The sequence below is a fragment of the Candidatus Kryptoniota bacterium genome, from assembly GCA_036567965.1.
Taxonomy (GTDB): Bacteria; Bacteroidota; Ignavibacteria; order Kryptoniales; family JAKASW01; genus JAKASW01.
This window is the reverse complement of the sequence record DATCTN010000013.1, coordinates 1-14,216: the sequence shown is the minus strand read 5'-3', so window position 1 is coordinate 14,216 and position 14,216 is coordinate 1. Positions and strand designations below refer to the sequence as shown.

Below are 14,216 nucleotides of genomic sequence, written 5' to 3'. Positions count from 1 at the left end.
AAATCAAAAATCCATGGACATTCCAAGCAACACTTGCCTTGGAGCCGAATAAAAATCCGGTCTTGTAAAATATTCTTGTATCGTATTAACCCCCCTCGGCGGAGCTTGCGCTCGTGTTTCATCGAGTGTGTAACCCGCTCTGCCGGTATCAGTAAATACGTCAAGCTCATCAGGAGTATCAAAGACGTTATAGATTTTTGCAAATATAGAAAAGTTGATTCCGAAAAGTTTTAAATATTTTGTTAGAAAAATATCCACGTCGAAGAATGTCGGCTTGTTAGAACTGTTTTCTAGACCGGTTCTTTGATTTTGATACGAAGGAGTATAAGGCAGACCCGTACCTAATTGCCCGACAGCGCTGGCAATAAAATCACCCGGGATACCAGTAGTGATTGTGAAATTCAATGAGTTGCGTCTATCCCAATCAAGCGAAACCAGTTGCTTATTCGCTTCTATGGGAGGTGAAGCCTGAGCAAGGTTGTAAGCTTCATTAGGATCAGAAGCATCGCCTTTGGCAACTTGAAACGTATAGTCAACACTTGCACCGATACCGTTGGTAAATTTCTTATCCAAAGAAAGAGTGAAACCGGTTACGTCACCGTAGTCCGTATTTATGTATTCCGCAAACTTCTTAAAATTATTTTTTACAAAAAGTTCGACCCCCAAAAGATTACGAATGTCCTTGTAATAAGCAGTTACGTTTAATCCTATATCATCTGTCAACGCCTGCTGAAGTCCTATTTCGTACATAACAGTTTCCTGCGGCTTCAGATCTGCATTGCCGATAGTATTGCCGACCAAATCGGGATAATTCCCCGTGAGAGGAATTCTGAAATTCGGATTATCATATAAATATTGGAATGGAGGAACCTGGAAAAAATGTCCGTACGAAATATGTATCGCGCCTTTGTCGCTCATCGGATAAGAAATACCAAGCCTCGGGCTCCATTGATATTTGGCAGATGCCCTGTGAAAATATTTGCTTGGAAAAGGCGGAAGTAAGGTATCAAGCTCCGCTATATTATTCGGATCATTAAGAACGCTAGCATCAGGCTGAAAATAATCGAACCTGAGTCCGACATTCACTATTAGATAATCAAGTTCGATTTTGTCCTGAATATAAGCTGCGACCTGATAAGGGTGGTTGTTATAAACGTTATAATCAAAAGTGCCGGGCGTAGGAAGTGCTGGTTTATTGCCGGTCGATGCATCAACCAAAACCTGGAAATCTTGGTAATTTAGTTTATTTAGATCGGCTTCAAAGCCGGTCTTCAATTCATGGATGTAATTTAATTGATCGGTAAAATCGGCCTTAAGAGTATACGTTTTTGTATTATGCATAAAATGCCAGTTCTGGGTTCCGCCAACGTAAAGAGCATTCCCGCTCACTTCACTAAACAAATCCTGATTTTGATATTGCGGGTCAAGTGGATTAGCAAAAGCGTACTGCTTATAATCCGAAGTATAATTCGAAGCCATCAGATCAAGAAATGCAGACTCGCTGAAGACATGGGTGTAACTTAAACTGGCGAGATAGCTGTATTCGTAATTCTTATAATTACCATCAGGGTCTAGTATAAACATGTGGTCATAGTTTTCGTAATCGTGTTTTTGGTAAAGTCCTTCGAGTACGATTCCTCTACCCTGCCCGACTTTAAAATTGAGTTTGCCCTGCAAAGTTAATTGCCTGGAAAAATTCATCGGAACGTCTGCGCCATTACCGGTAGCTCCAATGTACCATTTACTGGGGTCGTCGGATGAAAAGTTCGAGGAGTCCTGCGGGTTAAACACTCTTTTCCCGTAAAGATATCCGTCATCACTAAGATATCTTGCAGATGCAAAAAATTTGGCAAACTGATCCGATAATGGAATAGGGCCGCTCAAGTTACCCTGAATATTATAAGTTCTTGATGGATTAAATCCGCCCATGTACTGAAAGAGATTCGTCCTCGAAGTAGCGTAATCCCCTGAATAGACGGAGAGACCGCCGTTATAATGATCTTCCGGAATTTTAGTAATTTGATTTACGACGCCGGACATAGCCTGTCCGTACTCGGCGTTAAATGTGCCGGTAATTACCTGCAATTCCTGGATGCTGTTAGTAGCTGCTTCCATGGTGGCGTCGCCGGAATAAACATCGTTGACCGAAACGCCGTCAATTAAATATTTTACTTCGCCCAATCTGCCGCCCCTAAAGTGACCGTCGACCACGCCTGCTTGAAGATTTATAACAGACTGAACGTCTTCAACCGGAAGCAGGGAGATGTTGCTTCCTGAAATACTAGATTGAGTTGAAGTAAGATCCTTTTGAACTATCGGCTTCGATGCGGTAACAACAACAGTTTGTACCTGAACTGCTTGTTCGCTTAGTTCAAAATTAAGTTTGGTAGTTTGATCCGCGGATACGCGCACATTCTCTTCCACCACCGCACCATATCCGACCGTGGATGCTTTCACTTCATATGCACCCGGCGGTACATTCAAAATAAAATAGTTCCCATCAACGTCGGTTGCGCCTCCCATTGATGTACCGACAATGAGCACGTTAACGCCTATCAGCGGTTCTTTGGTCTTGGCATCAACAACTCTGCCTGCTATCTTTCCCGTCGTTCCGGCAAAAAGATCGACAGACAACAGCGCCACAGTTAAAAAACATTGTAAAAGATTTTTTAACACTTTGTAAAAATTGCTCATGGCTTTTTCACTTGCTGATTGACGAGTGTTAAGCAAGAGGATTATTTGCTTGCCTTACAAATAAAAAACCTTCGGGATCAGAGACACTGACCCCGAAGGTTATGAAAAGTTACTTCAACAAAAGCATCTTTTTTACTTGAACATTACTACCGGCGGTAACTCTAATAATATAAATTCCGCTGGCTACTTGTTGTCCGGAATTATTTAATCCGCCCCAGATAACATTGTGAACCCCAGGTCCCTGCTTATCGTCGACGAGCGTTTTCACTTCACGTCCAAGAATATCATAAATTACTACTTTGACAAGCGAAGGATTAGGCAACGCATAACTAACGGTGGTTGTCGGATTAAACGGATTTGGATAATTCTGGAAAACTTCGAACTTTGCCGGAATTAATTTGCCGATATCTTTGACCCCGGTGAGACCCTCTTGAACTGTCATGTCATCAAAATAGACTGTACCGCTAAACAAGGAATATATATGAATGCGAAATTCCGCACCCGTATAAACCTTGTCACTGGGTACCTGAAAACCAATAAAGAATTGAGTCCAATCAAATGATGTAACAGCCGGTAAAGTAAATACGGAATCCGGACCAGTTCCAGAAAAGCCATCGTTATTTCCCAATTGAGTAAAGAATTGGGGGGTTATTCCAACACCCCATTGCCCCGGATGTGCAGCTGCAGAATCCGGTAACAGATTGCTTGCTTTAATCCAGATACCGACTGTGAGATAATCACCAGGATGAATCGTCGAATCAATATAAGTGAAAGGCATTCTATGAGTGCTTACAAAGCCATCATGCGTATCTCTTCCTGCAGGCATTACAAATTTCAGCGAATAGCTTCCGCTATGTGCTGCCTCATTTGTAACGACGGTATTTTCAAATCCGGAATTTAATAGTCCGTCATTTCCACCATTTGGTGGCAGCCAATAGTACCAGCCTGTAGGCACCCCTAAAGATGTATTCCAATCTTGACCAGCCCAGGTTCCTCTTCCGGTAAAAATAAAATTGTCAGCCCAAACAGTTCCGGTTGCATTTCTGCCGCCGACAAAACTGAGAATCATTTTGTAAGCGTCTTTCGGTAAAGATATCTGACCAACGGTGGTAGTATCTGCAATCCATGTGGAACTTGAGGCTAGCGATTGATTAATCGGTAGTTCAACAGTGCCGATCAATACACCATTAGTATCATAAAACGTGTAAGCGATATACCACTTCTGATCATCTGATGTCGGATTTGTATTGACATTTTGAGTCTTTACCCAAGCTCCGAAGAGTAGATCAACATTTGCAGGAACATCGGGCGACCAGATATCGCACATGTTTTCTGAGACCCATGCAGCAGAGTCGCTTGTAACGCCTTTTTGAATTTTAAGAGAGTGTCCCAATGACACCGATTGATCAGTAGCCCAACTCATTGTGCTATTACCGGGATTATTTCCCATGTACCAGAATGCCGGCTCATTAGCCTCAAATCCGGCAATTTCTGAAAATGTCGGATTAGAAATCTTTGTAACACTCATGTCATCAAAATACACTGTACCCGTAAAAGTGGAATAAACATGAAGCCGGATTTCCAAACCCGAAGTAGCTGGATTTGTCGGAACCGGAACATCGACAGTATATTTTGTCCAATCAAATGAAGTAACATTTGGAAATGTGAAATTATAATCACTTCCTGTGCCATCATAGCCGTCGTTGTTACCAAGCTTAGTAACGAACTGTGGGGTAATCCCGACTGACCATGTAGTTGGATGAGCGGCAGCTGAATCAGGGAGCAAATTACTTCCTTTAATCCAAACGCTTATTTGAATAACATCTCCGGGTTTAATGGTTGGATCGATTGCACTAAATGGCAAACGATGAGTACCAACATAACCATCATGTGCATCCCTGCCTGCCGGCATATTGAATTCCAAAGAATAGTTTCCGGAATGAGCGGTTGAGTTTGTGACTACTGTATTTTCGAATCCGGAATTTATTAGCCCGTCATTTCCACCATTTGGCGGCAGCCAATAGTACCAGCCTGTAGGCACCCCTAAAGATGTATTCCAATCTTGACCAGCCCAGGTTCCTCTTCCGGTAAAAATAAAATTGTCAGCCCAAACAGTTCCGGTTGCATTTTTACCGCCGACAAAACTGAGAATCATTTTCCACGCAGCTCTGGGGAGCGAGACTTCTCCTACGCTTGTTGTATCAGCTATCCAGCTTGTGCTAGTCGCCTGCGTTTGATCTATGGGAAGTTTAAAGGTGCCGATTAAAGTCCCAGCACTATCATAGAAACTGTATGCGATGTACCACTTCTGATCGTCGGAGGTCGGACTTGTATTTACTCCCGACGTCTTAACCATGGCACCGAATAAAAGATCAACGTTCGCAGTAACCGTCGGCGACCAGATATCGCACATATTGTCTGAAATCCAGGATGCAGAATCCGATGTTGCACTCTTTTGTATTTCTATAGAGTGCCCCATAGAAAGAGACTGGTCGGTAGCCCAGGTAAGAGTGCTGCCTGATGGGTGGTTACCCATATTCCAAAAAGACGGCACGCTCCCTTCAAAGCCGGCTATCTGCTTTAATGTGTAATTTGTCTGAGCTAAAATATTTAGCGGACCAAACAAAACACCCATCAAGAGAACAGCCAACGTGGACCAGAAGGAAAGTTTAACTTTGTTCATGTGATCCTCCTTTAAGTTTGGTGTTATTTGACATTCTAAAACAGATGAACTTCTTGACCGAGATAGAATCTTTTCCAAGACCTCGAACAATGATGGCCAGCTCAATAAACCGACCAAGATCGTTTCGGAACAGCATTTTGATAATCCTCCTTTTTAGTTAAATAGAAAAATGATTCTGTTCGTGATTTGAGGTAAAAGACCTGGGGACATCGGAACTTCCCCTGTTTGATTCGCGAATTTTCACGAATTCCTCCACTGATTGTCGCGTGGGCATCGAGTCTCCACCGCCCATCTTAGTAGCGGCGAGAGCTCCGGCCGCATTTGCGAAAAGAAGAACGTCCGGCATCGGGACAGATTTCTTCGTGCAGAGATGTTCTGCGATAACTGCGGCAGTGAAAGCGTCTCCACATCCGGTGGTGTCCACGGCATCAACGGCGAACGCGGGGCAATACTCTATTTCCCCTGCCGAAAAGAAATAGCTCCCTTGGCTTCCATCGGTAATGAAGATGGCCCTCGGACCTTTTTTTGCCAGGGCGGCGGCAGCCTTCCGGATCAAAGATTTCTTGTTTCGATAATCGTTCGTTAGACGCATCAGATGGAGCAACTCTTCAACGTTTAATCTCACGACATCCGCGAAGGCCGCCAGCCGTCGGCATTTCTTTATGGCATCAGAAGGAGAAGTGAAAATTTCCAGCCTGAGATTCGGATCAAATAGTGTGACGGTTCCGGCGTCACGCATCCGCCTCACATGTTTCTCAAACGCATTCAGTGAATTTCCCTTTGCAAACGGAAAAGAACCGTAGTAGAAAACACCCGGGCCGGAGCTACACGCTGATCGCAATTCTTTATCCGGCAGGACGTTCTCTGCCGCTAGTCCTTGGGAGAATTCGAACGATCTTTCGTTGTTCTTGTCATGAAAGATCAGGGCAAGCCTGGTCGCAAGGCTCTTTCTTAGAGCAAGGGAGTGATCGACTCCGTTTGAATCAAGATATTCAATGGCCAGCTTTCCGAACCAATCCGCTCCGATGCTCGAGACAAAAAGACTCCTGGCGCCAAGTCTTCTCAGGCCGACAGCCACGTTCAGGGGGGCGCCGCCAACCTTAGGCAGTATAGTGCTCCTATTTTCCGCTATCAGGTCTATGACAACTTCACCGTAGCAAATAACCTTCAATCTAAACCGCGCTCCTCCAGGCTGAACATAACTTTCGAATATCGACCTGACCGTGATGCTTCAAAGGCATCGTTGAATTCATTCAATTTGTACGCTTTCACATCAAAGCTTGAGAGAGATATTTTCTTGTTCGAAACAATTTCAACAGCTCTGGAGAATGTACTGGGGTTCACGTATGAGCCCAATATTGTAAGCTCCCTGGCGTAGATCTCGTTCGGCCAAACAGAAGCAGCCGCCTTCCTCGGCGCGACACCGAAAACCAGAACTCTTCCCCCACGCTTAACCCTGGCAATCGCGTCGGCGAAGCCGGTGACAGTTCCCGAACATTCTACCACGACATCGAAGTACTCCGATCGGTCTGCACCCTTAATCCGCCCGCCCAGCGTTGCCGCCTTCCCTGATCTGACCGGATTAGGCTCATCGATGCACAGCTCCGCTGCGACTTCCTTCAATAACATCACAAACATCAAGCCGATCGTGCCCGCCCCGATAACAAGGACGCGTTCTCCGCTCCTGACAGCCGCCCTGTCCAAGCCGTGGAGCACACACGAGAGAGGTTCAACGAAAGGAAGTTCGGTGGGATCGAATGAAGATGCGACGGGGTAAGCTTGCGTTTCCGGCACAATGCAGACATCGCTCATCCCTCCGTCGATGTCCACACCAATCGCGGTGAGGTTGCTGCACAGATTGAATTTGCCTTCGCGACAATACGCGCAGGAGTGACAGGGTATGTTAGGGTCGACGACGACGAGGTCTCCCCTTTTCAGAGAGCGGACACTCTTGCCCACATCCTGGACAAAGCCGCCGAACTCATGACCGAGGACAACGGGGAGGGTTACTCTTGATTCACCTTTGATAATGTGGTTATCGGTTCCGCAAATTCCGCTTGACACGACTCGCACGATCACTTCTCTGTCCCTGGGCTGCCGGTCTGTCTTATCGACGAGAGACAGGTTCAGCTTCGAGTCGAGTTCAAGTCCGCGCATTTTTCTTCGCTTAGTCGTTTAGAGTTTGTTTCGTAGATTCGCGCCCAACAAGTGCGGGCTGGATCAAGACAGTAGAGATCTTATGATTTCCTTCCCTAATGGCTTGCGTGAGAATGCGGAGGGCGGTCGCGCCAAGCTCTTCTTTCGGCACTCCAATGCTGCTTAATCTAGGTTCGACGTGCTCGCACAATTCAACATCATCGAATCCGACAATCGACACATCATCAGGAATACTGAGGCTTCGTTCTTTCAATGCGCGCATTGCTCCAATCGCCACTGCGTCATTGCACGAAACCACCGCGGTGAAATTTATTTTCCTATCAAGTATTTTCGAGAGCGCCTTGTAACCGTCTTCAACTCCTGTGTTCGGTTCGTCGACAGAGACGAGCGCATCGTTCATTTTCAGACCAAGTCTTTCCATCGCGCTTCGATAACCTTCCAGGCGGAGCCTGATGGAGGGATGTGCAAGATCGCCGCCGATGAATGCGATGTCAGTATGTCCCAACCCGAACAGATGCTCAACAGCGATTCCAATCCCCATCTTGTTATCGACGTTGACTGCCGGCATGCGAGTCTTCTTGAAATCGTAGTCGACGACCACCGCCGGTATTCCGCTTGAAGTGACGGCGGCAGCGTATGCTTCGCTAATCTTTCCGGCGAGGATTACTCCATCGACGTTTCTCTCCAGCACAAATCTCGGGAGATGCGACGACAGGAACTTGTTGGGCACCGTGGTAAGAAGGATGTAGTAATCTCTCTGCCGTGCCGCGAATTCAGTTCCGAGGAAGACTCTTGTATAAAAAGGCTCTGCAGTTGAGAAGTGTTCTTCGCTGACGATGAAGCCTATATTTCCTGTAGCCTTACTTATGAGAGATCGTGCCGATCTATTGGGGACGTATTCCAGCTTCTCCACCGCCAGCTGGACTTTCTTTTTCAGACTGTCGCTGACATACCTTTTGTTGTTGAGCGCAAGAGACGCGGTACTCACAGCAACGCCGGCATGTTTCGCAACGTCTTTGATCGTATAACGTCTCTGGTTCATGAAACGATTTTAGTCAATTTCCGCGAATCTGAAAGAATTTGGCGCCTCGATTCAGTGATTTAGCGAAACGTTTCGATAAAGTTTAAGCATTTTAACTTTCCATGTCAAGTCTCCCGCAAACTATTTCCGCGCGCCCCGGGTGATCGTAATCGTAAAAGAGCGTTCTTGGCGGTGTACTGCCGCAAAAAGGGGAGACTCTACTTTATCAACATCATAGACCTGCTTGTGGAAAATGCACCAGCGCGGACAACATAAAAATACACACCGCTCGACAGACCGCTTGTATTGAAAACTACCGAGTATCTTCCAGGCTGCAATCTTGCGTCAACCAGTGTATTCACTCTTCGACCAAGCACGTCATAAACTACCAGCAAAACATGAGACGATGTCGGAACGTCGTAATCAATTGTCGTGCTCGGATTGAATGGGTTCGGATAATTCTGATGCAATGCAAATGACTTAGGCAATTGATTGACGACACGATCCCTAACTCCGGTCACGAATAGATTCCTGATGTCGTCGAAGGGAATTGCATAATCAGATATCCTGATGTCGTCCAGAGAGCCATAGTAACTCACCGTATTATCTCCGGGATACACGGCACCGATCATAAGGTTGATGTTCGTCGTGGCAAGCAGCCCGGACCACGGGGCGTACGCATTCAGATTTCCGTTTAGGAAAATCTCCATCGCCGATCCATCGTAAATAACCGTGACGAAGTAAAGACTGTCGGCAATCACAGGAGAATCCGAATCAAGATCACTTACACCCGCGGAGGTTGTGATGCTCCATCTCAGACGGCCGTTTGAGATTGATACTTTCCACCTGTTCCACTTATTGTGAGAGATCGGATATTCTTCGCGAGAAAATATCTGTGCGATCTTCATCCAGAAGCTCACCGTAATCGCATTCTGGAAATTCAAAGACGTGGTATTCGACACCTCAATGTAGCTTGTAGTACCGTCGAAGTAGAACTCACCATCCGGGACCCCAAAACGATCGCTGTCCGACGTCACGTAGAATTTGGATCCATTATTGTTGTTGCCGCTCACATCGTTTGCACTTCCATTGTCAAAGGGGTAGGAGGCAACAAGCTTCCCCGTTTGCGGCTTTGAAAAATCCTGCACAAGTATTCCCAGGCTATCCATTGCCGTACCACCATATCCGTCTCTCACCGTACACGCCACATAGAAGTATCCTGTCATAAGCGGGGCTGTCCAGGTGCGTGTAGAATCAATGCCGCTGACGCTCCCCGAAGAAGCTCCCCACGTATAAGTCAGCGTATCATGGTCGGGGTCGGTCGCGTGACATGTCAGTTGTATTTCCCCCCCAATATTCACGACTCTTGGATCTCCATCGATGCCTAGAATAATCGGGTTAGAGTTGATTCGTGCCACCACTGTGATCCACACCGTCGCAGTATCCTGAAGGCCGTGACCGTCGTCCACCTGGCAATGTACGATGTAGACTCCCGCCGTATCCGGAGCTTTCCAAGTTATGGTAGCACTGTTCCCTTCTATCAGGCCGCCGTTCGATTGCCACGCAAATGTCAGCTGATCTCCGTCCAGATCGGAAGCAGTGCAATAAATCTTCACGGAGTCGCCCAGCGCAAGGGTTGCGCTCCCCGCAGCCAGCGCCTTGATACGCGGTGGCAGATTCGCGGCGCCGTGACCCGAATGGTAGTCAACGACGATGCCGCCGACCAGCATCTTATCATGATCGTAGGTCGGCGCGAGTCCCGGTGGGATGATGACCGCGACAATCGCTGATGTCGGCGAAATGGAAAACGAAGTGGAGCCGGTTACACTGCTAAGGACCGTCGCCTTTGAAACAGCATCGTACACGTCGTGCTCGCCCGTTCCCACGTCGATGTTGACAGTCTGAGCTGTTGAGTCCGGATTGTAGTATAGGAACGAGGGGTAAGCATTATCATGGTAGTAGTCGGTCTTCAATAGATCGAGCCGCAGGATTCCATTCACGTTCGTCGTATCTATGATGCCTCCCAAAATTCCCACGTGAGACGAGCCGTACAGCGCCAGAGTCGTGAGCCCCCACCCTCCTGTGATTGCATCTCCGGAGGCGTAGGGCGATATCTTTCCATTTGCCGGATTCTGTTGATGTATAGCCTCATGTGCGATAAACGAGCTCGTATCGTACTGCATCGCCCAATTGTAACTGGAATCCTGATTAGCGGCAGGCAAGTACTTTGGGTAGAAAAGGCGTGCGGAGTTCGATGCATTGAGGACCCACTTGCCTATCGCGGCTGCAAATCTTGGATCGTACCTGACAAGTGGGACCAAACATCCGATTTGTTCAAAAGTGTTCATTGCAAATGCATATCCTGTCGGATCGTCCGTCGCTCCAACCAAGCCGTCGACAGGATATCCTCCCCAGTTTCCGGTAATCGTCCCCCAGGGTCGTTCAACGCTCTGTGTAAAGAGCCAGTTCACAATTTTCTCGACGTCATATCCCGTTCCAATCTCGGCATTCATCCGCGCAGCGGTGTAGGCGCCGTAAGAGAGTTGCAGCTCATAAGCGGGATTGGATGGAAATTGGTTCAATGCCTCCATCGACAGTTCGGCGCCGACCCTGTACCTGGTATTACCGGTAACGACATATGCATTATAAAGGATCCATCCGATAGCTCCTGCGGATTCGGGCTCCCTCCATGAAACACCGCTACCCGAAATATCGACGGGGAGCATCCTTAAAAAATCGAATCCCTCATGATTAATATTCGGCTGCTGCCATGGCGTCGTCGCTCCACCCATTGCGGCAACCGCTCTGGTAAATTGATTTGCCACTGATACAAATTGGCTGTCGAAGTTTTGCAAGTGCGGGTACAAGTAGTTAAGCTCATAAAAAAAGACATTTGGCATTGTCTCATACCAGAAGTCGTCATTAGTCTGATCATCGTATCCGTTCTTGTAAATATTCTGTCCGTTCGATTTGTTGAACCATTCCTCGCACATCTGGGACCAATCATATCCGAATTGGCTGGACTTGTCGGCACCTGCCAGGGAGGCGCCGATCACGGCAGGAATGCAGTTGATTGCTTCATCCGTCCCGGTGCTCGCAGTCGGTCCTACCACAGTGTACAATCCGAATCGGGCCTGGCCCGGATAATTCTCAGTGCCCAATCCGGTCATCACGAGAGGGAGGTAGCGGCCCGAAGCGCCGGGATTGAATACAAGAGAATCATATCCGCGCGCAACCCCCTTCCAATTTCTCATTACATATTGCGCAGGCAGATTCGGCATTTGACTGATGGTCAGAATTGTCACCTGTTGTGCGCTTGACGAGCTTGGATGGGCGAAAAATAGAACTAGCAGAAAATTGATCGATAAATAATTGAAAAGATTAACCATCTTCTTCATATCACGCTCAATTCTAGTCGCGGTGAATTTACCGGATGCAAAACAATTTTGCCAAGGTTTGATTAATCACTTTGTGGCCGCGACCAATAATACATTATTTGCCAAATCATAGAAAGGTAGAATCAGATAGAGGGTTGATATGCCCTCGATTGACTCACCAACGTGACGTTAGTAATCCGGTAAGACATTGACAACTCGAATACCTTTCACGCACGCTTGGTCTTCTGCAGAAGGGAGTAAGTTTGCTACTGTGGTAACACAAGGAATTGGCATACAGACATGAAAGGATATGAAGTCGTTAAGCGGGAAGTTTTCACATCGGACACGGTTATGCTCCCCGATCGGAACGATGACTCGAACTTTTTGAAAGTCAAACTTCCCATGAATGTCATGAAAATGGCCAGAGGGAGGGTCGTTCTTAGTAGGGATTTTACAGTTTAATTCAATCCTAAACCGGAATCGGCTTTTCAGCCTACTTTGCGAGGACCTCCGCGAGTTTTACGATCCGAGGGCTGAGCGCCTTCTTTTTGCTGACCACTTCCGACAGAGGCGTCTTGACGATCTCGTCGTTCACGAGTCCCACGAGGACTCCCGCATCTCCCTCGTCGAAGGCATGCACGGCCGCTTCACCAAACCGCGATGCAAGTATCCTGTCGAAGGCGCTGGGCGTTCCACCGCGCTGGACATGACCGAGTATCGTGACCCTTAGGTCGAATCCGATTCGCTCGTGATTCTCCCTGAAATATGCCTCGAGCCTGGTAGCATTATATTTTGCGCCTTCCGCCGCGACGACAATTGCGTGTGTCTTCCCTCTCTCATAAGCCGACCTTATTTCAGCTGCCACGGCATCGGGGTCCGTTTCGACTTCCGGGATTATGACGGCCTCGGCTCCCCCTGCGATGCCTGCCATGAGCGCAAGATATCCGCAATCGCGTCCCATCACCTCAATTACGAACGCCCTCTCGTGAGATGATGCGGTGACTTTCAGGCGATCTATCGCTTCGAGGATAACGTTGAGCGCGGTATCGACGCCGATCGTTATCTCCGAACCGTAAAGGTCGTTGTCTATAGTGGATGCAATTCCCACGACGGGGAATCCTCTTCTGGTAAGAGCGTACGATCCGGTCTGGGAACCGTTCCCGCCTATCACGACGAGTCCTTCTATCTTATGTTCGCGAAGCACATGGAGAGCTTTCAACTGGCCGTCTTCGGTCTTGAATTCGGGGCAGCGAGCGCTCCCGAGAAACGATCCTCCCTTTTCCAGAGTGCCGCTCACATCGCGGGCACCCAGTGGGACGAAATTTCCGGCCACGAGGCCCAAGAAGCCGTGGTTTACTCCGTATACTTCCTTGTTCGTGTCGATGCCCACCCGTACAACAGAACGAATGGCGGCATTCATGCCGGGAGCATCGCCACCGCTTGTGAGTACAGCAATTCTCTTCATGGTCACTCCGCTTTGAACAGCCCTTGCAAGTGGAAATCGCTAGCACCGGGTCCGATGGAAACCATCATACAATCTACAGGTTCTATTCACGCCTTTCCCGGTGCAGACTTGTGAATATGGTCAATTCCGATACTCAGTTTCAATTGACCGCCTTGTGCGGTGAAGATGACCAAGTCAGAGTGACCCGGTCATGCCCGAAACGTTTCTCTCAACGTCATTCTCCAATCACACGATAGAAATATTTTCCCCGATGAGAGTAACACAGTGATTGATTAGGAGAACGAAACGGAATTCAGACTATCAACTGGGCGTCTCCGATGTCGGGCAGGCTTTGCTCGCCGAACGGAACGATGACTCGAACTATATGATGGTTAGACTTTCGGTCGGTGTCCCAAGATTCGCGCGGGGGGAGACTATTTCTGAGGGTGGATTTCAAGCGAAGAGAACATGAGGATACGGAGTGGGTTTTCTTTTGAACTACAGGTTCTCCGAAGGTTAAGAATAGATAGTCCCGTCACGATTACTCGTGCCGCGTCTTCCATGGGTAACTATGAGCGAATCTCCCACTTCATGAGCACAAGTTTCTTTATCGAGACGAACTTCTCACTATTGATTCCAATCGCAGTAATTCGATATAAATACACTCCGCTGGCATACCTGTCCATGTTCACGACTTCATTGAATCTTCCGGCGTTTCTGCCTGCGTCCGCCAGGGGCGGACTTCGGCGGACTCTCGTCGAATTGACGAAGTCATTTCAACTCGAGCATTTTCTTTGTCTCGATGAATCTCTCTCCATTATTCCCGATAGCGGTGATCCT

The 14,216-nt window shown here is 47.7% G+C and carries 8 protein-coding genes; 1 reads left to right on the top strand and 7 read right to left on the bottom strand.

Going from position 1 to position 14,216, the window contains the following annotated elements; all coding sequences use genetic code 11:
* Positions 1–3: 3 nt before the first annotated feature.
* From VIS48_05085 to pfkA, 7 genes are all read right to left on the bottom strand, one after another.
* Positions 4–2,694, bottom strand: coding sequence for a TonB-dependent receptor (locus VIS48_05085; GenBank protein ID HEY9165515.1), 2,691 nt, complete (start codon positions 2,692–2,694; stop codon positions 4–6).
* Between the two features lie 109 nt (positions 2,695–2,803).
* A complete protein-coding gene (locus VIS48_05080) occupies positions 2,804–5,377 on the bottom strand; it encodes a T9SS type A sorting domain-containing protein (GenBank protein HEY9165514.1) in 2,574 nt (857 codons plus the stop codon).
* A 157-nt stretch (positions 5,378–5,534) separates the two neighbouring features.
* Positions 5,535–6,548 carry a PfkB family carbohydrate kinase gene (locus VIS48_05075; protein ID HEY9165513.1) on the bottom strand — a complete coding sequence of 338 codons (1,014 nt, stop codon included), beginning with the start codon at positions 6,546–6,548 and terminating at the stop codon, positions 5,535–5,537.
* Positions 6,545–7,534 carry an alcohol dehydrogenase catalytic domain-containing protein gene (locus VIS48_05070; protein HEY9165512.1) on the bottom strand — a complete coding sequence of 330 codons (990 nt, stop codon included), beginning with the start codon at positions 7,532–7,534 and terminating at the stop codon, positions 6,545–6,547. Before VIS48_05070 ends, VIS48_05075 begins: the two co-directional genes overlap by 4 nt.
* Positions 7,535–7,544: 10 nt before the next feature.
* A complete protein-coding gene (locus VIS48_05065; GenBank protein HEY9165511.1) occupies positions 7,545–8,576 on the bottom strand; it encodes a LacI family DNA-binding transcriptional regulator in 1,032 nt (343 codons plus the stop codon).
* Between the two features lie 197 nt (positions 8,577–8,773).
* Positions 8,774–11,953 carry a LamG-like jellyroll fold domain-containing protein gene (locus tag VIS48_05060; protein ID HEY9165510.1) on the bottom strand — a complete coding sequence of 1,060 codons (3,180 nt, stop codon included), beginning with the start codon at positions 11,951–11,953 and terminating at the stop codon, positions 8,774–8,776.
* A gap of 472 nt (positions 11,954–12,425) precedes the next feature.
* Entirely contained in the window at positions 12,426–13,397 is a 972-nt protein-coding gene (gene pfkA, locus VIS48_05055; GenBank protein HEY9165509.1) for a 6-phosphofructokinase, read from the bottom strand.
* Between the two features lie 570 nt (positions 13,398–13,967).
* Here pfkA and VIS48_05050 point away from each other — a divergent pair.
* Positions 13,968–14,216 (top strand): hypothetical protein (locus tag VIS48_05050; protein HEY9165508.1); only part of this gene is annotated, 249 nt, incomplete at its 3' end.